The organism is Sphingomonas sp. P4_G2 (assembly GCF_056401155.1).
In genome coordinates, this window is sequence record NZ_JBFUJY010000003.1 from 222,279 (window position 1) to 241,383 (window position 19,105).

The 19,105-nt window shown below is 64.2% G+C and carries 21 protein-coding genes and 1 pseudogene; 9 read left to right on the plus strand and 13 right to left on the minus strand.

Annotation, left to right across the window (positions count from 1 at the left end; genetic code table 11):
* Positions 1-61 precede the first annotated feature (61 nt).
* Positions 62-1,765 carry a PHA/PHB synthase family protein gene (locus AC1DRD_RS10640; RefSeq protein ID WP_478041363.1) on the minus strand — a complete coding sequence of 568 codons (1,704 nt, stop codon included), beginning with the start codon at positions 1,763-1,765 and terminating at the stop codon, positions 62-64.
* A complete protein-coding gene (locus AC1DRD_RS10645) occupies positions 1,765-2,211 on the minus strand; it encodes a nuclear transport factor 2 family protein (RefSeq protein WP_478032320.1) in 447 nt (148 codons plus the stop codon). The genes AC1DRD_RS10640 and AC1DRD_RS10645 overlap by 1 nt, the downstream gene beginning before the upstream one ends.
* A gap of 143 nt (positions 2,212-2,354) precedes the next feature.
* Here AC1DRD_RS10645 and AC1DRD_RS10650 point away from each other — a divergent pair, with 143 nt between their 5' ends.
* Entirely contained in the window at positions 2,355-3,563 is a 1,209-nt protein-coding gene (locus AC1DRD_RS10650) for an LL-diaminopimelate aminotransferase (protein ID WP_478032318.1), read from the plus strand.
* Between the two features lie 88 nt (positions 3,564-3,651).
* Positions 3,652-4,428, plus strand: a complete 777-nt coding sequence (locus AC1DRD_RS10655; RefSeq protein ID WP_478032317.1) for a sulfite exporter TauE/SafE family protein — start codon at positions 3,652-3,654, stop codon at positions 4,426-4,428.
* 90 nt (positions 4,429-4,518) lie between these two features.
* Here AC1DRD_RS10655 and AC1DRD_RS10660 read toward each other — a convergent pair.
* Positions 4,519-4,788 (minus strand): annotated as a pseudogene (locus AC1DRD_RS10660) (N-acetyltransferase family protein); the annotation flags it as partial.
* A gap of 823 nt (positions 4,789-5,611) precedes the next feature.
* On the opposite strand from AC1DRD_RS10660, the gene AC1DRD_RS10665 reads away from it, so the two are divergent.
* Entirely contained in the window at positions 5,612-6,277 is a 666-nt protein-coding gene (locus AC1DRD_RS10665; protein WP_478041364.1) for an NAD(P)H-dependent oxidoreductase, read from the plus strand.
* Between the two features lie 49 nt (positions 6,278-6,326).
* Here the strand turns inward: AC1DRD_RS10665 and arr are convergent, their stop codons facing one another.
* The 3 genes from arr to AC1DRD_RS10680 form a co-directional block, all read right to left on the minus strand.
* The gene (arr, locus tag AC1DRD_RS10670; protein WP_478041365.1) at positions 6,327-6,743 is read right to left on the minus strand and encodes an NAD(+)--rifampin ADP-ribosyltransferase; all 417 of its coding nucleotides are present in this window, start codon (positions 6,741-6,743) and stop codon (positions 6,327-6,329) included.
* A gap of 10 nt (positions 6,744-6,753) precedes the next feature.
* Positions 6,754-7,401: a glutathione S-transferase family protein gene (locus tag AC1DRD_RS10675; RefSeq protein WP_478041366.1), complete on the minus strand. Its 648-nt coding sequence runs from the start codon at positions 7,399-7,401 to the stop codon at positions 6,754-6,756.
* 85 nt (positions 7,402-7,486) lie between these two features.
* On the minus strand, positions 7,487-8,452 hold the full coding sequence (locus AC1DRD_RS10680; RefSeq protein ID WP_478041367.1) for an alpha/beta fold hydrolase: 966 nt from the start codon (positions 8,450-8,452) through the stop codon (positions 7,487-7,489).
* A gap of 181 nt (positions 8,453-8,633) precedes the next feature.
* On the opposite strand from AC1DRD_RS10680, the gene AC1DRD_RS10685 reads away from it, so the two are divergent.
* Positions 8,634-9,218: a TetR/AcrR family transcriptional regulator gene (locus AC1DRD_RS10685; RefSeq protein ID WP_478041368.1), complete on the plus strand. Its 585-nt coding sequence runs from the start codon at positions 8,634-8,636 to the stop codon at positions 9,216-9,218.
* A 10-nt stretch (positions 9,219-9,228) separates the two neighbouring features.
* Here the strand turns inward: AC1DRD_RS10685 and AC1DRD_RS10690 are convergent, their stop codons facing one another.
* From AC1DRD_RS10690 to AC1DRD_RS10705, 4 genes are all read right to left on the minus strand, one after another.
* A complete protein-coding gene (locus AC1DRD_RS10690) occupies positions 9,229-9,561 on the minus strand; it encodes a UrcA family protein (protein ID WP_478041369.1) in 333 nt (110 codons plus the stop codon).
* A gap of 198 nt (positions 9,562-9,759) precedes the next feature.
* Positions 9,760-10,242 carry a hypothetical protein gene (locus AC1DRD_RS10695; protein ID WP_478041370.1) on the minus strand — a complete coding sequence of 161 codons (483 nt, stop codon included), beginning with the start codon at positions 10,240-10,242 and terminating at the stop codon, positions 9,760-9,762.
* 105 nt (positions 10,243-10,347) lie between these two features.
* Complete coding sequence (locus tag AC1DRD_RS10700) at positions 10,348-10,992, minus strand: hypothetical protein (protein WP_478041371.1); 645 nt, start codon at positions 10,990-10,992, stop codon at positions 10,348-10,350.
* The gene (locus AC1DRD_RS10705; RefSeq protein ID WP_478041372.1) at positions 10,989-11,291 is read right to left on the minus strand and encodes a PadR family transcriptional regulator; all 303 of its coding nucleotides are present in this window, start codon (positions 11,289-11,291) and stop codon (positions 10,989-10,991) included. Before AC1DRD_RS10705 ends, AC1DRD_RS10700 begins: the two co-directional genes overlap by 4 nt.
* A 103-nt stretch (positions 11,292-11,394) precedes the next feature.
* Between AC1DRD_RS10705 and AC1DRD_RS10710 the strand changes: the two genes are divergently transcribed.
* Positions 11,395-11,817 (plus strand): acyl-CoA thioesterase, encoded by a 423-nt coding sequence (locus AC1DRD_RS10710; RefSeq protein WP_478041373.1) that lies wholly within the window; start codon positions 11,395-11,397, stop codon positions 11,815-11,817.
* A gap of 116 nt (positions 11,818-11,933) precedes the next feature.
* Here the strand turns inward: AC1DRD_RS10710 and AC1DRD_RS10715 are convergent, their stop codons facing one another.
* Positions 11,934-12,428 carry a winged helix-turn-helix transcriptional regulator gene (locus AC1DRD_RS10715; RefSeq protein WP_478041374.1) on the minus strand — a complete coding sequence of 165 codons (495 nt, stop codon included), beginning with the start codon at positions 12,426-12,428 and terminating at the stop codon, positions 11,934-11,936.
* Positions 12,429-12,573: 145 nt separating this feature from the next.
* Here AC1DRD_RS10715 and AC1DRD_RS10720 point away from each other — a divergent pair, with 145 nt between their 5' ends.
* The 4 genes from AC1DRD_RS10720 (at position 12,574) to AC1DRD_RS10735 (ending at position 17,163) form a co-directional block, all read left to right on the plus strand.
* Entirely contained in the window at positions 12,574-12,891 is a 318-nt protein-coding gene (locus AC1DRD_RS10720) for a CC_3452 family protein (RefSeq protein WP_478032303.1), read from the plus strand.
* A gap of 101 nt (positions 12,892-12,992) precedes the next feature.
* Complete coding sequence (locus tag AC1DRD_RS10725; RefSeq protein WP_478032301.1) at positions 12,993-15,080, plus strand: RelA/SpoT family protein; 2,088 nt, start codon at positions 12,993-12,995, stop codon at positions 15,078-15,080.
* Between the two features lie 71 nt (positions 15,081-15,151).
* Complete coding sequence (gene tsaD / locus AC1DRD_RS10730) at positions 15,152-16,180, plus strand: tRNA (adenosine(37)-N6)-threonylcarbamoyltransferase complex transferase subunit TsaD (RefSeq protein ID WP_478032300.1); 1,029 nt, start codon at positions 15,152-15,154, stop codon at positions 16,178-16,180.
* Positions 16,177-17,163 (plus strand): NAD(P)H-dependent glycerol-3-phosphate dehydrogenase, encoded by a 987-nt coding sequence (locus AC1DRD_RS10735; protein ID WP_478041375.1) that lies wholly within the window; start codon positions 16,177-16,179, stop codon positions 17,161-17,163. Before tsaD ends, AC1DRD_RS10735 begins: the two co-directional genes overlap by 4 nt.
* A gap of 140 nt (positions 17,164-17,303) precedes the next feature.
* On the opposite strand, the gene AC1DRD_RS10740 is transcribed toward AC1DRD_RS10735, so the two are convergent.
* Both AC1DRD_RS10740 and AC1DRD_RS10745 read right to left on the minus strand, forming a co-directional pair.
* Positions 17,304-18,044: a class I SAM-dependent methyltransferase gene (locus tag AC1DRD_RS10740; RefSeq protein ID WP_478041376.1), complete on the minus strand. Its 741-nt coding sequence runs from the start codon at positions 18,042-18,044 to the stop codon at positions 17,304-17,306.
* Positions 18,041-18,784, minus strand: a complete 744-nt coding sequence (locus tag AC1DRD_RS10745; RefSeq protein WP_478041377.1) for a class I SAM-dependent methyltransferase — start codon at positions 18,782-18,784, stop codon at positions 18,041-18,043. The genes AC1DRD_RS10740 and AC1DRD_RS10745 overlap by 4 nt, the downstream gene beginning before the upstream one ends.
* Positions 18,785-19,105 lie beyond the last annotated feature (321 nt).

Here is a 19,105-nt window from a genome sequence, read left to right on the forward strand (position 1 = left end):
GACCTGCCCGTCAACCGCCGGGTAAGGCAGGCCGATCAGCCGACTCGTTCCGCGCCCGATCCTATCGCGCGCGGACATAGTCTCCCGGAGCATCGGCGATCGCCGGGCGCTTCTTGCCCTTGCCGGGCTCGCGCGCGCCCTTGACCTTGACCTCGGTCGCGTCTTGCACGCGCAGCCAGCCGATCCAGTCGGGCCACCAGCTGCCCTTGGTCTCGGTTGCCCCGGCGACGAACTCGGCCAGGGTCGCGGCGGGCGTGTCGTTGGTCCAATATTGATATTTGCCCGCGGCGGGCGGGTTGACCACCCCGGCGATATGGCCCGAGCCCGCCAGCACGAACTTGAGCGGTCCGGCGAACAGATGCGTGATCTTCCACACGCTCTCGGCCGGGGCGATATGGTCCTCGCGCCCCGCCTGGATGTAGCTCGGCGTCGCGACCCTGGTCAGGTCGATCGGCGTGCCGGCGATCGCCAATGCCCCCGGCCGCACCAGCAGATTGTCGCGATAGAGATCGGTCAAATACGACAAATGCCATTTCGCCGGCAGGTTGGTGGTGTCGCCGTTCCAGTGGAGCAGGTCGAACGGCGCATAATCCTGGCCCATCAGGTAATTGTTGGCGACATAATTCCAGATCAGGTCGCGGCCGCGCAGCAGGTTGAAGGTCAGCGCCATGTAGCGCCCGTCGAGATACCCCTCGGGCGACAATTGCCTGATCATGTCGAGCTGGGCGTCGTCGACGAAATTGAGCAGGTCGCCGGCATCGGCGAAGTCGACTTGCGCGGTGAAGAAGGTCGCGGTCCTGACCTTGTCCGCTTCGCTCTTGGCGGTCAGATAAGCGAGCGTCGCGGCGAGTGTCGTGCCCGCGACGCAATAGCCGATCGCGTGTACCGCCTCGACATCGAGCTGGTCGCGGATCACGTCGATCGCCTCGATCTGGGCGAGCACGTAATCGTCCCAGCTGGTGTCGATCAGGCTGGCATCGGCCGATTTCCACGACACCATGAACACCGACAGCCCCTGATCGACCGCCCAGCGGATGAAGCTCTTTTCGGGCGTCAGATCGAGGATGTAGAAGCGGTTGATCCAGGGCGGGAAGATCACCAGCGGCGTCGCCAGCACGGACTCGGTGGTCGGCGTATAGTGGATCAGTTCGAACAACGGGCTGCGATAGATCACCTTGCCCGGCGTTGTCGCGAGATTGCGCCCGACCTCGAACGCCTCGGCATCGGTATGGGTGAGCTGCCCCTTGCTCAGATCGTTGAGCATGTTGGACAGGCCCTTGAGCAAATTCTCGCCGCGCGTCTCGATCGTCTTCTGGATCACGTCGGGATTGGTGAAGGCGAAGTTGGATGGGCTCATCGCGTCGATCACGCCTTGGGTCGCAAAGCGGAATTGCTCGCGCTGTTTGGGATCGAGCCCTTCGATCGCATCGACCTGTTTGAGCATCTGGTCGGCGATCATCAGATAGGATTGGCGGATCCAGTCGAACACCGGATTCTGCCAGGCTTCGGACTTGAAGCGCCTATCCTTGATCGCGGCCTGCGCGCCATCGGCGGCGGCCTGGGGATCGAGGAAGCGCTGCCATAATTTGAGGCTGTCCGACCAGAAATCGCCGACGCGGGCCAAGGTCGCCGGATCGTTGAACCCGGGGATCACCGGCACACCCGCGCCGAGCCCGGCTTCGAGCATCATCTGCTGCGCCCGGCCCATCACCCAGGTCCAGTGCTGCATATCCTCGAGGCTGGGTGCGTCGGTCTGGTCGGCCATCATTGTCCCCCGGCGAAGGTCTGCATGCGCTGAACGCGCCATCCTCCCTTAAGGCACCGCCACTCCGCGCGATAGCGCCCACCGGTCGCGAAGGCCTCGTTCTTTGGGTCGTTGCCGCGCTGACGGAACTCGCCGATCGAGCGCCAGCCACTGGCGGTCCGCTCAATGCTATCGACCGTCATCACCTGCTCGCCGAGCTTGTAGCCGCCGAACCCGGCCAGGAACGCCTCGATCTCCCTGGGGCCGGTGACCGGCTCGCCTTTCGGCCCGACCAGCACCCCGTCGGCGGCATAGAGTGAAGCGGTGCGGCGCGGGTCCATCGCCCGCGCGACATCGGCATAATGACCGACCGCCGCGTCCAGCGCGACTCCATGACAGCGAGGAGCATTGGTGGGCGGCGCTTCGCTGGCGACGGTGGCCGCTGCGACGAGCATCAGGGCAATCATCTTGTTTCTCCACCGGTTACTCGATGGCGAACGCGGCAACCCCGCTTTTGTCTCCGCTTTACGGCACGGATCGCCGCATCCGGAACAACGCGGTTTCGCGGCCCCCCGCTTATGCCCTAAGGAGAAGGCGAAAGGAGTTTTGAATGTCCGACGATTTCTACCGCATCAAGCGTCTGCCGCCTTACGTCATTGCCGAGGTCAACGGCATGCGGGCAGCAGCGCGCGCGGCAGGCGAGGACATTATCGACCTGGGCATGGGCAATCCCGATTTGCCGCCGCCGCAGCATGTCATCGACAAGCTCTGCGAGGTCGCGCAAAAGCCCGACGCGCATGGCTATTCGCAGTCCAAGGGCATTCCCGGGCTGCGCCGCGCCCAGGCCAATTATTATGGCCGCCGCTTCGGGGTCGATCTCGATCCCGAGACCGAAGTCGTGGTGACCATGGGCTCGAAAGAAGGGCTGGCCAGCCTGGCGACCGCGATCACCGCGCCGGGCGACGTCGTGCTCGCGCCCAATCCGAGCTACCCGATCCACACGTTCGGCTTCATCATCGCCGGCGCCACGATCCGCGCGGTGCCGACCACGCCCGACGAGCATTATTTCGAGAGCCTGGAGCGCGCGATCGCGTTCACCGTGCCGCGCCCGTCGATCCTGGTGGTCAATTACCCGTCCAACCCGACCGCCGAGACGGTCGACCTGGCATTCTACGAGCGCCTCGTCGCCTGGGCGAAGGAGAACCAGGTCTGGATCCTGTCCGACCTGGCCTATTCGGAGCTCTATTTCGACGGCAAGCCGACCGTGTCCATCCTCCAGGTCAAGGGCGCCAAGGACATCGCGATCGAGTTCACCAGCCTGAGCAAGACCTATTCGATGGCCGGCTGGCGGATGGGCTTCGCGGTCGGCAATCGCAAGCTGATCGCGGCGATGACGCGGGTAAAATCCTATCTCGATTACGGCGCCTTCACCCCGATCCAGGCCGCCGCCTGCGCCGCGCTCAACGGACCGCAGGATATCGTCGAGAAGAACCGCTTGCTCTACCACAAGCGCCGCGACGTATTGGTCGAAAGCTTCGGCCGCGCCGGCTGGGATATTCCCAGCCCGCCGGCGAGCATGTTCGCCTGGGCACCACTGCCGCCCGCGCTCACGCACTTAGGCAGCCTTGAGTTCTCCAAACAATTGCTGACTCACGCCAAGGTCGCGGTCGCGCCAGGGGTGGGATATGGCGAGAATGGGGAAGGGTACGTGCGCATTGCGATGGTCGAGAACGAGCAGAGGCTCCGGCAGGCGGCACGCAACGTGCGGCGCTACCTGCAGTCGATGGGGGTCAACACCCCGGCGAGCAATAGTGGCTGAACGGGCGCAACCCGTTCTTCCTTCCCCGGTTCGTCCGCTAGCCGCGGCGGCGCACGCGGCCAAACCTCGTGACGCCGCGTAGCGGGCAATGACGATCAACCTGCTCTATTCGCTCGCCGGCGTGCTGGTCGGGCTGGTCGTCGGGCTGACCGGCGTCGGCGGCGGATCGCTGATGACGCCGTTGCTGGTGCTGGTGTTCGGTTTCCACCCGACCACCGCGGTCGGCACCGACTTGCTCTACGCCTCGGCGACCAAGACGGTCGGGACCACGGTCCATGGCTGGCGCGGCACGGTCGACTGGCGCGTCGTCGCGCGGCTGGCGATCGGCAGCGTGCCGGCGACGATCGTGACCCTGCTTGTCCTCAGCCAGGCGGGCCCGGCTTCCGCGACGACCGGGCACGTCATGTCGATGATCCTGGGCGTGACCTTGCTGCTGTCGGCGGCGGCGACCCTGTTGCGCGGACGCATCGTCGCCTATTTGACGCCGCGCTTCGGCACGATGAGCCCGCGCAAACTGGCGGGATCGACCATCCTGCTGGGCGCAGTGCTGGGGCTGCTGGTCTCGCTCACCTCGGTAGGCGCCGGCGCGCTGGGGATGACCGCGTTGCTGATCCTCTACCCGGCATTGCCAGTCAACCGGCTGGTCGGCTCCGACATCGCGCATGCCGTGCCGCTGACGTTGCTCGGCGGCATCGGCCATTGGATACTGGGATCGGTCGATGGCGCGCTATTGGTGTCGCTGCTGATCGGATCGATCCCCGGGATCATCGTCGGCAGCCTGATCGCCAGCCGCGTGTCGGACCGCGTGCTCGGCCCGATCCTGGCGGTGGTGCTCGCGCTGGTCGGGGTGCGGTTGCTGTTCTGAGGACCCGTTAGGCGCGAGCGTGCGAGCGTGCGAGCGGCTGACCAGCACCAGCGTGGGATCGCCCGGATAATCGCTGATCACGAACCCCATATCGCGCTCGAGTTCTATTGCCTCGTGGTTGTCGCGGCTTTCGATCGATTCCAGCGAGCGCAGTCCCTTGGTGTCCGCATAACGGGCGACATGGGCGAGCAGCTCCCAGCCGATGCCATGATGCTTGTGATCTTCGCGGACCGCGATCGCCACCTCTCCGTGATCGAAGCTCTTGTCGCAAGCGAGCATGCCGGAGGCGACCATCATCGACCCATCGGCCGTGAAGACCAGAAAGTTCTCACTGAACAGATGGTCGGGATGGGTAAGCATCGCGATCTGACTGGGCGAAACCTCGTTGATGCCGGTGAGAAAACGAAACCGGAGATCCGGCCGACTTACGTGACTGAAGAAGTCCTTGATCGTGTAATCGTCATCGACACTCACGGGTCGAACGTGAAACCGCGCGCCGGTGCGAGTCGTGATGAACGTATCGAGGCCTGGATTATTCACGTCGGTTACCTTGGTAGGCGCACGCGGGACGGTTGGTTGGGGCGATCGTCGTTGGACAGCGTGCGCAGCGGAGATTCGCGCGGGATATTGATCGGCCCCGACGCAGATCGGTTGTCCATCGTTACCACATTTCCTGCCGCGACCTGTAGTAATTCTGCCCTAAATTAAAATCGACCTCCGCTCATGACAATTTAAAATCTAACTTACCCACGAAACATTTATTGAAAATACCATACTAGACTGGGTTGAAACTCAAATAAAAATGCCGAGGCCCGTCACGGATGACTCGCAAAAACTTACTCCTTTTTGCGGCTCAATCGGCAGGCCCACCGGGCGCGATTAGGTCTTTAGATGCGCAGCGCCTATGAAGCTCCATCGCTGACGCATTTTTCGAGGCATCCAGCGACTGAGAGACCACGATGCTCCCGCTTAACGGGAGTTCCCTGTGACCAATTCGATATACCGGACAAGCGCGCCTTAGCTGAGGAGGGCGCCACCGCAGCCGCAGTTCATCAAGAGACTGCAGGCCTCCCTGACCGTTCGCAGGCCTGATGAAGGCCGATGCATCAGCGCGTGTAACTGTGGCTAAACCCGTCAAACGAGACGGTTACGGCCGCAACCGTGAGAAATTTGGAGCCGATCGATGAGTACCGCCCCCGCCTTAGCACCGGCACAGCTGCCGCTTCGTCATCTGCTGGTGTACGTGAATCCGTCTTCCGACAGCTTCAATCACGCCATGGTCGAGACCTATAGCAAGGAAGCGGAGGTCCGCGGGCAGGACGTCGTGGTGCGCGATCTTTACGCAATGAATTTCGACCCGGTGCTGAGAGCGGAAGAACGCCCGCTTCACGATGCGTGGACCTCCTCGCCGGATGTCGCGGCCGAGCTTGCGTTGCTAATGTCATGCGACATTCTGGTGCTCATCTACCCGATCTGGTTTGGTTTGCCGCCGGCGATGCTGAAGGGATATGTCGATCGCGTACTCGGCGCGGGCTATTCGTTTCGCGACATGGTCGGCCAGGTCGGTCAGCATGCGTTGAAAGGAAAACCGCTGCTCTCGTTCAGCACGTCCGGCACATCGCATCCCTGGCTCGACACGCAAGGGCAGGAGGTGTCACTCCGCGAAATATTCGACGTCTACCTCTGGCGCGGATTTGCCATGAAGCAGAGCGAACATATCATGATCGACAATGTCGTTCCGAACATCAGCGCGCATTATGCGGCAGAACAGCTGGAACGGGTTCGGCAGACTGCTGAGCGCACGTGCGCCATGTTGGCTGACCAGCGCGCGCCTTGCGCCGCCGAGTAGCTTTCCACGGGCTCGCCAGACGAGTGGCCCGACATTACGGCGACGGATCCTAGTCCTCGATGATCGTGTCGCTGCCTTCCTGCTTCATGCGGGCGAGATTGTCCTTCATCTCCTGGAGTCGCTCGGGGGAATGGCCGACCCAGTCCTCGACCTCGCCGGTGATCCATAGCGGATCGGCCGAGCGGTAGGATGCGGTCATGTTGCCGGGGAGCCTCTTGTCGGTGAGATTCGGATCGTCCTCGAATGGACCGGTCGGCTCGACAATGAAGATGCGGCCCCGGCCTTCGCCTTTGGCAAGCTCCGCGCCCCAGGTGGCCGCTTCGAGCGTCGCGGTGAAATAGATGTGTTTCAGCCCGCGCTCGACGAAATTGCTCCCGAAGCCCGGTCGCAGGAGACTTCCGATCTCGAGTTCGGCCTTGGTACCGTGATAGAAAAGGGTCCCGGGGGGAACGTCCTTGGCATACATTGGCGCCTCCTCAGGCTGGGTCAGCCGCAGCGAAATGGGCTACCTGATCGGCATAGGCTTTGGCGAATGCCGGCCGAGCCGTGGCGCGCGCGACGAAGGCGGCGCAATTGGGGTAGTTTGCCAGTCCGTCGAACCGAACCACTTGTCGCAGGACATCCGCCATCAGCAGATCCGCCACCGAGAAGCAGTCGCACGCGAGCCACTCACGGCCGGTCAGCGCCACCTCCATGCGATCGAGCCGGGCCTTCAGGAATTCCTCGACGAACTTCGCCTCGGGCGCTTCTCCCGGAAAGCCCATGAAACGGAACAGGGCCCAGGGTTGGCAGGGCAGGTCGACCGAATTGAGCGCGGCGATGACCCATGCCATGACCTCGGCCCGGCCGCGCCGATCCGTGGGCATCAGGGCCGAACTCTTCTCGGCCAGGTGCAACAGGATCGCGCCGCTCTCGAAGATGGTCACGTCTCCATCGGTCAACCATGGCACCTGGCCGAACGGCTGCGCTGCGAAATGGTCTGGGCCGCGATCGTGAAACGGCGTGCTTTCCACCCGATAGGGCAACCCAGCCTCTTCCAACGCCCAGCGCACTCTCAGGTCGCGCACGAGGCCGCGCGGCAATTCGGGAACCCAGTCATATGTCGTGAGGACGAGGTCGCTCATCGCTGTCTCCAAAGGCAAGTAAAGTTGATGCCGCTCGCACAAACGGAGCAGCGCGCGACGATCGCTGCTCGACCGGGCGGCGCTGCTAAATCGACCACAAGGTTCGCGCTTCCTCGGCGAGAAGATCCGGATGCTCCTCCGGCCAGAACAATCGGCCGCCGTCGACAAGGCGTATTCCGCGCGACTTGGGCAAAGTGCGATCGAGCCACTCCGCCCATTTGATCGGGAACAATGGGTCGGCCGTTCCCCAAACCATCCGCGTTGGCGCCTCACAGCGTTCGAGCAATGGCTTGATCGCGACAAGCGGATTGGGGTCGAACGCGGCCAGATAGCGGTTGAGCTGGGCTCTTCTTGGCGGCGAGGCGATAAGCGGGCGGAGGCTGTATTCGATCGCCTCATCGCTGAAATTCGCGGGATCGACATAGGCACCGCCTCCGATCCCTTGCGGAGACCTGGCATAGGATCGATCCGCCAGATGTCGCTCGATCTTCTTGTCGTACACGCCGTCGCGAGCCTGCTGGATCGAATTGCGCATTTGCGGCGGCGGGCTGTTCTCGTGAACGTCGCAATTGGTCAGAATGACGGTGCGAATTCTGCGGGGATGCTGCGCCATGAGAAGCTGCGCAATGGTGCCGCCGCTATCGTTGGCGATCAGGTCGACGGCCGGGATGGAAAGCCGGTCGAGAAACGCCACGAGCATGTCGGCCTGGGCATGAGGGGAGAGATCCTGCTCCTCAGCCACCTCCGAATAGCCCAGCCCCATCAGGTCTGGCGCGAGACATCGCCGCCGGTTGGCCAGGCGTTGCAAAGCGCCGCGCCACTGAAAGCCGCTGAGCGGGAAGCCGTGGATGAAGAGGGCGGCGGGACCGCGTCCGCGTTCGACAAAGGCGATGCGCCCGAACGGTGTGGAAACATATCGCCGCGACGCGTGATACGCCGCCGCATCCAATCTGGTCGGCACGCTTTTCTTGTCGCGGCCCGATGCGCCCGCGGGGAACGCAAGGATTCCCGCGGCGACGAAAGACGCTTGAACAAACTGCCTGCGATCCATCGCGCTCTCCCTTCGCGGCCGATCAGATGGGGTGATGTACGTCGTTCGATCGAGTCCTTGAGCCGCGCGGACGGCTACCATTGCGGTCAAGGCTCGCCTTGACACCCCAAGCAAACGGAGGAATATCCTCCGATTATGAAAGCGTCAAGGAGGTCGGCGGGAAACCAGCCGCGGGTGCACGGTGCGGGCTGATGCGCGAAAGAACCGGCAACGGCTGATCGACGTCGCTGTCGAATTGGTTCTGGAAGTTGGCGGCGCGCCGGCGCGAGACGCGATCGCCGAACGCGCCGGGGTTGGCATCGGAACGCTCTACCGGCACTTCCCCGACCAGCAGTCGCTACTCCATGCCGCCACGCGTCACGTGCTGGAAAAGAGCATCAGTGCCGGAGAGGCCCTGATCGAAACCGTTCCCGACGGCGTCGACGCGCTTCGCCAATATATGCACATGGCCCTGGATAACGGCATCGGCGCGGTGAACATTCTCCATCCGCTTCTGGAGAAACCGGACTGGCCCGACCTCCGTGTCCGCGCGGCCAGGCTCATGAAATCCCTGGTTGATCGCGCCATGCGGGAGGGTTCTCTCCGCGATGACCTGTCCGAGCGGGACATCGTGTTCGGCTTGACGCGCTTCGCCCGGCCGTTGGCGGTGGGATTGCCGCCGGACGAGGAGCGATCGCTCGCTCATCGGCACCTCGATTTCTACCTCGACGGGCTGTGCGCGCGGAATCCTGGTCCGCCGAAGCCGGCCATTTCGGAGGTACGGTGATACGTGGCGTTCAGAGGTCGCGGCCACGCAGGCCCGCCTCGCGCCGGGCGATCGCATAGGCCCGGCGAGTCGACGGCGTCATGCGGTACATGATTTCCGAGCGCATCATGTCGGGGCAATACCAGGGGTCTTCGCGCGATTCGATCGGCGTGATCTCCGCGCCGTGAAGCCGGCAGAATTGATGCGCCGCCGCGGCGACGCGCTGCCGGAGTACGGCCCTTCCGCTTACCGTGGTCAGGGACAGATCGGTTATTTCGACCGTCACGTGCGGTTCCGGTGCTGGCGGCGGCAGCGTTGCGCATGCCCCGAGCGACAGCGCCGCGAGCATTGCCATCCGTTGCATGTCGATCTCCTGCGATGGGCAAGCCGGTAGCGTGGCGTGAAACACGCTGCCGGCTGGCGAGTGGAAATTGGTCAGGTGGCGGTCAGCCGCCTTGCCTGATCTTCAATCGGGAGCGCGCGCGGGTCACGTGCTCGGAAATGACTGTCGGCCAGGAGCAGCGGGCGGTGGGGACAATTCGGACCGCCCGCTTCCCCGACGCTATCGTACCCAGCGGAAGCGGCTGACCATGGGCTTGCCGTCGTCGCCGACGAAGGTCGCATTCTCGATCATTTCGCTGCCATCCGCCGACACTGTATAGACCCGCACCGACGCGAGAGTGCCGCCCTTGGTCAATCCCATGACCAATGTGCCTGGCGAAGGAGTCGTCATCGCGACGCTGTCGGCGACGGTCTGATCGCCGGCGATCGGGACGGCTTTGCCGTCGAGCCGTTCGCGCGAGGTCATGCGCCGCGCGCTGCCGTCTTTCGCCGTGATCACATAAATGGTGTTCCAGATGCCGGCGCCGCCATCGGCAAATTCCGCCGTCACGCTGGCGGGACCCGCACTACCCGACGCCGGTATCGATGCAGTGTCGAGCTTCCATTGGCCGAGGAAGGGCGACGAAGCGGGTTGCTGCGCCGGGGCCGCCATGGCCGGGACCGACGCGACCGCGACTGCGATCATCGCGAGAGGCATTTTCATCTCTGGTCTCCTTCTACACTGCGTTGAAAGAAAGACGCACGTCTCCCCGGCGGGCGGCCCGCCGCCCGGTTCAATCTCGACGTCGCAAAACGAATTCCCGAAAAGTTACGCGGCCGATGTGCCGGGCGGCGCTCCGGCGAACAGGTCCGCCTGCCATCGGAAGAGACACCAGCTCGCTGCGAGTTCGATCGCGAGCGCCGCCATCGGAAGCAGCAGGAAGGCCATGTCGAGAAACAGGACGGTGGTGAACAGGAGGAGCGTGACCGTGGCCGCGCTGTTGATGCGCGCCAAGGTGCCGACGCGCGCCCAATCGCGCTCGAGGATGAACCAGGGCATCAGCAAATGCCCGGCGATGAGTCCCCAGATCAGGATCGCCAAAGACGGGGCAAAGCCACGGTTCCAGGGCGTCAGCAACGGCGAATGTGCGCCGCTTCCTGCGAGCCATCCGGATATCCCGGCATGTCCCGACGGCAGAAAGGGGAAACCGGCGCCCGTGCCCATGATCAGCAGCGCGACGATCGGGAGGAGTCCCAGCGCGACGGCATGGCTGGTCAGCGTAAACCGCCCATCGGCATGCTTGGGCATGTCGCGCAGCGCGCCCTTAAGGCAACCAAAGGCGAAGGCAAGCGGCCTGCCATCGTCGATCGCGACCTCGAATTCGGCATGCATCGCCAGCGCCCAGTCGCGGCGTCGATCGCCAAGACAGGCCTGCGCCAAGGCCATCACGGCACAAGCAAGTTTCGCCGTCATACCGGCACCTCCTTGAATCCCGACAAACCCCGATCCCCGACCGTTTCCCGCGCGAGTGCGAGACCCTGCGCCGTCAGCCGATAAGCGTGCCGCGGCGGCCTGCCGGGCTGCGCCGGCTCGCGCCATTCCGCCTCGACCAGACCCTGATCGGTCATGCGCATCAGCAACGGGTAGAGCGTGCCGGACAGAAGCCCGGTTTCCTTCATGATGTCATAGCCGTGGCGCCACTCACGAGGGCTCGCCGACAGCGCGTCGAGGAGCCGGACCATCTGTTTCGAAGGGCGACGATTGGTAGCCATGCAGAGAATACAACATATGTAGATTTAGGAGTCAAGACGGTGAGGCGAACGGACGCGATCGATCGAACTGGCGGTCTGGTAACGCACGCGATATGCGCCAGGCATGACACGCCCCGGCTTCGCCTTCTCCACCCCGATCAAGGTCCGCTATGCAGAGATTGACGGGCAAAAGGTCGTCTTCAACTCGCGCTATCTCGAATATGCCGATGTCGCCGGGACCGAATTCTGGGAATGGACAGGGATCGCCGACGCACTGGGGCCGGTCTGGACCGAGACCGAATTCCACGTTCGCCATGCCGAGGTCGAGTTCCTCAAGCCCTTCTCTTACGGCGACGTGATCCTTGCTTATGCCAAGGTCGAGCGGCTCGGGTCGACCAGCATGACGCAAGTGTTCGAACTCTGTCATGCCGCGACCGGCGAGCTGCATTCGATCGTACGGCTGGTCACGGTCAACGTCCATTTGCCGACCGGTCAGCCGGTGGCGATCCCGGAGGCGATCCGGGAGTTCATCGGGAAATTGGGGTGAGTTCAGCCCCTCCCCTTCAGGGGAGGGGTAGGGGGTGGGGGAGGCCTCGTAGAGTGCAGCGCTTGGCGCACTGCCCCACCCCAACCCCTCCCCTGAAGGGGAGGGGCTTTTTATCGCTACTCCGCCGCCTGCTGCAGCGGCTCGTCGTCACCGACCACGTCTTCGAGCAGCGCCCAGTGCATGTCGCCCTTGTTGAGCACGCGTCCGTCGTGCGACAGGACCTCGACCGGCCGGATGCGCCGCATGTCGCGCGCATCGACCAGCACCGGCTCCGCCGGCACGCCGGTTTCCCAGCGCTCGCCCCATTGTCGGAGCGCGACCATTGTCGGCAGCAATGCCATGCCCTTGTCGGTCAGCCGGTACTGGATCTTGCGGCGATCCTCGGGCATCGCCTCGCGGGTCAGGATCTCATGCTCGACCAGCCGCGCGAGACGATTGGCCAGGATATTGCGCGCGATGCCGAGCTCCGACTGGAACTCCTCGAAATGGTGCAGGCCGTTGAACGCAGCGCGCAGGATCATGAAGCTCCAGCGCTCGCCCATCGCCACGAGTGCCGCCGAAAGGCCGCATTCGGCGAGCTCGCGCAGCGGCTCCCTCAGGTGTCCGCCCATCAGAATTCCTCTCTATGCATCGAAGCGTATCCCATTTCCTGCGTCATGAAAATGCCATGTAGATTTTTAGTTGCAACTGAAAACCTAATACACTAGGTGGTGATTCGCAACCTATTGTGCGTTGCAACGGACGTAGGAGGAAAACATGTCCCGCATTGCCCCCAGGATTCTCGCCGCCATCGCCGTCGCCATGGTCAGCACCACCGTCGCCGTCGCGCAGCCCCAGGGTCCCGGTTACTACACCGCCACCCCTGTCGAGGCGCCGACCAAGACCAGCCTGATCACGCGCGACACCGTGTGGAAGTTCCATGACGGCGCGTTCGCCGCCGCCAAGGCGCCGGAGCGCGATATCGTGCTGTGCCAGCTCGTCGCGCAGCGCGTCGGCAAGCTGACCTCGTTCACCGTCGGCGGCCAGGCGCTCGACGCCGACACGCTGTCAAAGTGCAACGCCAAGGCCCAGTAAGCCTGTCACGATCATACATCCCCTCGTTGGCCGCGCGCCTTTAATTGCTCGCGGCCAACATTTTGTTGCAAAGCAGCGCCAACCCGCCCCATCTTAGCGGTATGCTGCGTCAGTACGAACTGGTTGATCGGGTCCTCTCTTACGACCCCGAGGCTGATGAGGCCTTGCTCAACCGCGCGTACGTCTTTTCGCTCCAGGCGCATGGCTCGCAGAAGCGCGCATCGGGCGACCCCTATTTCAGCCATCCGATCGAAGTCGCGGGCATCCTGACCGACCTGCATCTCGACGACGAGACGATCGCCACTGCGATCCTCCACGACACGATCGAGGATACGGTCGCCACCCCCGAGCAGATCCAGAAATTGTTCGGCGACAATGTCGCGCGGATGGTCGACGGCGTCACCAAGCTCTCCAAGATCGAGGCGCAGACCGAAAGCGAGCGCGCCGCCGAGAATCTGCGCAAGTTCCTGTTGGCGATGTCGGACGACATCCGCGTGCTGCTGGTCAAATTGGCCGACCGGCTGCACAATATGCGCACGCTCCACCACATCCCCAATCCGGACAAGCGCAAGCGCATCGCGCGCGAGACGATGGATATCTACGCCCCGCTCGCCGAGCGGATCGGCATGTACGAGTTCATGAAGGAGATGCAGACGCTCGCCTTCGCGCAGCTCGAACCCGAAGCGTATGAATCGATCCAGAAGCGCCTCGACCAATTGCAGGAAGGCGGCGACCGCATCGCCAAGATCGGATCGGGTGTGAAATTGCTGCTGTCTCGCCACGGTGTCGATGCCGACATATCGGGCCGCGAGAAGCACCCCTACAGCATCTGGAAGAAGATGCAGGAGCGGCACATCAGCTTCGAGCAATTGTCCGACGTGATGGCGTTCCGCGCGATCGTGCCGACCGAGGAGGATTGCTACCGCGCGATGGGGGTCATCCATCGCCGCTGGCCGTTCGTGCCGGGGCGGTTCAAGGATTATATCTCGACGCCCAAGCGCAACGGCTATCGCTCGCTTCACACTTCGATCATGCATGCCGGCGATACGCGCGTCGAAATCCAGATCCGCACCGGCGAAATGCATGCCGAGGCCGAATATGGGCTGGCGGCGCATTGGGCGTACAAGACCGGCAAGGTCCGCGCCGACGGCCAGCATAGCTGGATCACCGACCTGGTCGAGATCCTGGAAACCGCCGAGACGCCCGAGGAATTGCTCGAGCATACGCGGATGGCGATGTACCAGGATCGCATCTTCGCCTTCACGCCGAAGGGCGAGCTGCATCAGTTGCCCAAGGGCGCGACGCCGATCGATTTCGCTTATGCCGTCCATACCGATCTCGGCGACCAGGCGGTCGGCGCCAAGATCAATGGCCGCCACGTCCCGCTGCGCACGGTGATCGAGAATGGCGACCAGGTGCAGATCCTGCGCTCCAAGGCGCAATCGCCACAGCCCAATTGGCTCAACTTCGCGATCACCGGCAAGGCGCGCGCGGCGATCCGACGGCATCTGCGCGCGATCGAGCGCAAGGAAACGCTGACCCTTGGCCGCAAGCTGTACGACGAGATCGTCGATCGCCTGCCGGCGCCGCTGTCGGTCGATGCGGTCAAGACCGCGCTGAAGAAGCTGCAACTGACCGACGAGGACGCGCTGATCGAGGCGGTGGCGCGGCGGCGGATCACCGATGCCGAACTGATGGAAGCGCTGATGCCGGGATCGGCCAGCACCGACGCGGGCCGCGCGCTGCCGCAGCAATCGTCGGCGATCTCGATCACCGGCCTGACCCCCGGCGTCGCCTACAAGCTCGATACGACCTGCCATCCGGTACCGGGCGACCGCATCGTCGGCCTGAGGCGGCCCGACCAGGAGATCGAGGTCCACCGCATCGATTGTCCGGTGCTGGCCAATTCGGACGATGTCGATTGGGTCGACCTGGCCTGGGGCGACAAGTCCGAAGGCGGACTGGCGCGGATCGAGGTGACGTTGAAGAACGAGCCCGGCGCGCTGGGCACCGTGTCGACGATTATCGGCCAGCACCGCGCCAACATCATCAACATCCGGTTCGACACCAGCGACACCGGCTTTCACACCAACCAGATCGACCTGGAAGTGCGCGACGCCGCGCATCTGGAGAAATTGATGGCGGCGCTGCGCGCGGCGGATGCGGTCAACGCGGTGACGCGGATATAGCAGTCCAAGGCGGGTGGCAGCGCAGACTCCGGCGCTTCGACAAGCCAAGGCCGAACCGTTAGAGACATAAAATGACTCTCATCCTTGGCCTCGAATCCTCGTGCGACGAGACCGCGGCGGCTTTGGTCACCAGCGACCGCCGCATCTTGGCGCACAAATTGGCCGGACAGGAAGCCGCGCACCGCCCCTATGGCGGCGTGGTGCCGGAGATCGCCGCGCGCGCGCATGTCGAGGCGCTCGAGCCGTTGATCGAGGCGGCGCTGGCGGAAGCGGGCGTGACGCTGTCGCAAGTCGATGCGGTTGCCGCGACGGCGGGACCCGGGCTGATCGGCGGCGTGATGGTCGGGCTGGTCACCGGCAAGGCGCTGGCGCATGCGGCGGGCAAGCCGTTGGTCGCGGTCAATCATCTCGAAGGCCATGCGCTGAGCCCGCGGCTCGCCGATCCCGAGCTCGATTTCCCTTATCTGCTGCTGCTCGTGTCGGGCGGCCATTGCCAATTGCTGCTGGTCGAAGGCGTCGGCCGCTATCGCAGGCTCGCCACGACGATCGACGATGCCGCGGGTGAGGCGTTCGACAAGACCGCCAAGATCCTCGGGCTCGGCTTTCCCGGCGGCCCCGCGGTCGAGCGTGCCGCCGCGATCGGCCAGGATATCGTGCCCTTGCCGCGGCCGTTGCTCGGATCGGCCGAGCCGCATTTCTCGTTCGCCGGGCTGAAGAGCGCGGTGCTGCGCGCGCACGACACCGGGCAGTGGCGCGTCGAGGACATCGCCGCGAGCTTTCAGCAAGCCGCCGTCGATTGCCTGGTCGACCGCACCCGCCGCCAATTGGGCGATACCGATGCGACCGCGTTGGTCGTCGCCGGCGGGGTCGCGGCGAACGGCGCCGTGCGTGCCGCGCTCGAATCGCTGGCGGGCGACTATGCGCTGCCGTTCAGCGTGCCGCCGCAATGGCTGTGCACCGACAATGCCGCGATGATCGCCTGGGCCGGGGCCGAGCGCTTCGCGGCGGGCCTGACCGACCCGCTCGACATCGCCGCGCGCCCGCGCTGGCCGCTCGACCCGGACGCGGAAAAGGTGCGTGGGGCAGGAGTGAAAGCGTGAGCGGAAGAGTGATTGGCGTTCTCGGCGGCGGTGCGTGGGGTACGGCGCTCGCACAGGTCGCAGCGTCGAGCGGCCGCGAAGTACGTCTCTGGGCGCGCGAACCCGAGGTGATCGAGGCGATCAACAGCACGCACTTCAATCCGGCGTTCCTGCCGAACGTCCCTCTTTCACCCGGCATTTGCGCGAACGCCGACATCACCTGGGTAGCGGAAGCGGAAGTGGTGTTCGTGGTCACCCCCGCCCAGCATATGCGGTCCGTACTCGACGACATGCCGCGCAACGCGCAGGCATTGATCCTTTGCTCCAAGGGCATTGAGGCCGGCACCTTCAAGCTGCTCCATGAGGTCGCCGCGGAAGTGATCGATGGATCGCCGATCGCGGTCCTGTCTGGCCCCACGTTCGCGCACGAAGTCGCCGCCGGCCTTCCCACCGCGGTTACATTGGCGGCTGAAGACCTCGATCTGGCCGCCAGTCTCGCCGAGCTGATCGGACTTCCGACCTTCCGGACCTACGCGTCGGACGACGTCATCGGCGCGGAGATCGGCGGCGCGGTCAAGAACGTGCTGGCGATCGGCTGCGGCGTGGTCGAGGGCGCGGGGCTGGGCCAGAACGCCCGCGCCGCGTTGATCGCGCGTGGTTTTGCCGAGATGACGCGGTTCGGGCTGGCGCGCGGCGCGCGGGCGGAGACAATGGCCGGCCTGTCGGGGCTGGGCGATCTGGTGCTGACGTGCTCGTCGACCAGCAGCCGCAATTTCTCGCTCGGGGTCGGGCTGGGCGAGGGGCGGTCGGCGAGGGAATTGCTGAGCGACCGGCGGACGGTGGCCGAGGGTGCCTTTACCGCGCCGGTGCTGCGCGAAGCGGCGGCCAAGGCCGGGGTCGACATGCCGGTGACCGAAGCGGTGTGTGCTTTGCTCGACGGCGCGCCGGTCGGCGACGTGATCGGCGCGCTGCTTAGCCGGCCGCTGCGAGGTGAGCGCGAGTAACCTCCTCCGTCACCCCAGCGAAAGCTGGGTCTCTGGCGGTAACGCGATGCCGCTTGAGATCCCAGCTTTCGCTGGGATGACGAATTTTGGAAACTGGATCGCTTCAAGAACAACGGCTTATTTGAGTTCTCAACCTAGGACTACGGCTTCCGAAACTTGTAGATGAATTGATCCGTATGCCTGCGGATCGTCTTGTCGAACACCGGCTTGGTGTGATCGTCGCCGGCATTAGCCAGCAGCTTCGACTCGCCGTCGAACACGAATCCCGCCGCGACTACCTGTTGCTTGACGACCGCCGGGTCGATCCGGTGGAGCGTATCGGTGTCGCGCATCCCCGATCCCGGCGCGGCGGCATGATCGATGATCAGATAGATGCCGCCCGGCTTGAGCGCGTCGAACACCGCCTTGTTGAGCACGGCAGGGTTGATCGAGCCCATGAACTTGTCGGGATAATCGTGATAATTTTGCGAGGTGAAGACCAGGTCGACCTTTTCGGGCGCGGTCAGGCTGGTCGCCGGCTGGGTGCTCGCCGACACATTGGCGAAGGCGGGCGTGCCGGCGGCGGCCGCATAGCGTTTGACGTCGCTGCCGGCTTCCGCCGCATAAGGCTGCGGCCAGATGCCGTAGACATGGCCAGATGGCCCGACGATGCGGGCAAAGGTGCGCGTCCAATAGCCGCCGCCCGGGATCAGATCGATCACCTTGTCGCCGGATTTCACCCCGGCGAAGGCGGCGATCTCCGGGCCGTGGCGCCGCGCATCGAGCGCGACGTCACGCGCCAGCCGCGTGTCCGCGGTGGCGGTATTGCCCGTGTCCCATTTCTGCGTGCAGCCGCCGAGCGCGGCGGCGCCCAGCAGCACCGCCAACCCGGCCCGGATCACTTGAGCGGCTTCCGGAATTTGTAGACGAACTGGTCGGTGACGCCGCGGATCTTGGGATCGAACACCTTGAGCGTGTGATCGTCCTTGGGATTGGCCAGCGCCTTCGATTCGCCGGCGAAGGTGAAGCCGGCGGCGAGCACCTGCTTCTTGACGATCGCCGGGTCGATGCGGTGGAGCGTTCCGGTATCGGTCAGGCCGCTGCCCGCCGGGGCGACGTGATCGATCACGACATAGGTACCGCCGGGCTTGAGCGCCTTGAACACGGCGGCGTTGAATGCGTTGAGCGCGGGCTCGCCGCGCCCGTCATTGGGCAGATCGTGATAATTCTGCACGGTCCAGACGAGGTCGACCGGCTTGTCGACCGTGATCAGCCCGGCGTCGACCGCGGCGGTGACATTGCTCAGCTTGCGGCCGTTGAGCGCATCGACCGTCGCCTTGGCGCGATCCCCGGCCGCGCTCGGCCACAAAGCATAGACATGGCCGCTCGGCCCGACCGCGCCGGTGAAGATGCGTGTCCAATAGCCCTGGCCCGGCAGAAAATCGACCACTTGCCAGCCCGGTTTCACGCCGGAAAAGGCGACAACCTCCGCGGCATGCCGGCGCGCATCGTCGCCTGCCTGGTCGGCGCGCGCCGGATCGGCCAGCGCCTTGGCGATCACGGGCGACACGTCCGATTTCGCCACCACACCAATCGGCACAGCGATTGCGGCTGCCGCCGCCAACATCACCCCAAAGCGCATCGATCCTCTCCTTCAACGATTATCGTTACGCCCATGATCTAGACCTGTCCGGCGACGGTTCAATGACCGTCGCGCGTCGGGTGACCCAAAAGATTTCGTAACCGGCCACTCCCTGCGCGTCGAACCGTGGTCCCCAAAGGCTGCCATTGTTAGCCGCAATAGAACCCTCATTCCGTTGGCCACCTACCCAAAAGGCCGCCTATTCTTGAAGACCATATTTCCGACGTGTTCCAGTGCGGCTTCAAGATCCTCTCGCCGATACAAAGCGTTCCGAGGCAGCGGTAATATAGGCTGTATCTCCAGTCGGAAAGCGGATTTTCG

Coding starts and splice junctions, on each gene's coding strand:
- AC1DRD_RS10710 (WP_478041373.1), top strand. CDS start 11,395: ATGACACGCCCCGGCTTCGCCTTCTCCACCCCGATCAAGGTCCGCTAT.
- AC1DRD_RS10715 (WP_478041374.1), bottom strand. CDS start 12,428: ATGGGCGGACACCTGAGGGAGCCGCTGCGCGAGCTCGCCGAATGCGGC.
- AC1DRD_RS10640 (WP_478041363.1), bottom strand. CDS start 1,765: ATGGCCGACCAGACCGACGCACCCAGCCTCGAGGATATGCAGCACTGG.
- AC1DRD_RS10695 (WP_478041370.1), bottom strand. CDS start 10,242: ATGAAAATGCCTCTCGCGATGATCGCAGTCGCGGTCGCGTCGGTCCCG.
- AC1DRD_RS10725 (WP_478032301.1), top strand. CDS start 12,993: ATGCTGCGTCAGTACGAACTGGTTGATCGGGTCCTCTCTTACGACCCC.
- AC1DRD_RS10665 (WP_478041364.1), top strand. CDS start 5,612: ATGAGTACCGCCCCCGCCTTAGCACCGGCACAGCTGCCGCTTCGTCAT.
- AC1DRD_RS10745 (WP_478041377.1), bottom strand. CDS start 18,784: ATGCGCTTTGGGGTGATGTTGGCGGCGGCAGCCGCAATCGCTGTGCCG.
- AC1DRD_RS10700 (WP_478041371.1), bottom strand. CDS start 10,992: ATGACGGCGAAACTTGCTTGTGCCGTGATGGCCTTGGCGCAGGCCTGT.
- AC1DRD_RS10705 (WP_478041372.1), bottom strand. CDS start 11,291: ATGGCTACCAATCGTCGCCCTTCGAAACAGATGGTCCGGCTCCTCGAC.
- AC1DRD_RS10675 (WP_478041366.1), bottom strand. CDS start 7,401: ATGAGCGACCTCGTCCTCACGACATATGACTGGGTTCCCGAATTGCCG.
- AC1DRD_RS10655 (WP_478032317.1), top strand. CDS start 3,652: ATGACGATCAACCTGCTCTATTCGCTCGCCGGCGTGCTGGTCGGGCTG.
- tsaD (WP_478032300.1), top strand. CDS start 15,152: ATGACTCTCATCCTTGGCCTCGAATCCTCGTGCGACGAGACCGCGGCG.
- AC1DRD_RS10720 (WP_478032303.1), top strand. CDS start 12,574: ATGTCCCGCATTGCCCCCAGGATTCTCGCCGCCATCGCCGTCGCCATG.
- AC1DRD_RS10690 (WP_478041369.1), bottom strand. CDS start 9,561: ATGCAACGGATGGCAATGCTCGCGGCGCTGTCGCTCGGGGCATGCGCA.
- AC1DRD_RS10650 (WP_478032318.1), top strand. CDS start 2,355: ATGTCCGACGATTTCTACCGCATCAAGCGTCTGCCGCCTTACGTCATT.
- arr (WP_478041365.1), bottom strand. CDS start 6,743: ATGTATGCCAAGGACGTTCCCCCCGGGACCCTTTTCTATCACGGTACC.
- AC1DRD_RS10645 (WP_478032320.1), bottom strand. CDS start 2,211: ATGATTGCCCTGATGCTCGTCGCAGCGGCCACCGTCGCCAGCGAAGCG.
- AC1DRD_RS10680 (WP_478041367.1), bottom strand. CDS start 8,452: ATGGATCGCAGGCAGTTTGTTCAAGCGTCTTTCGTCGCCGCGGGAATC.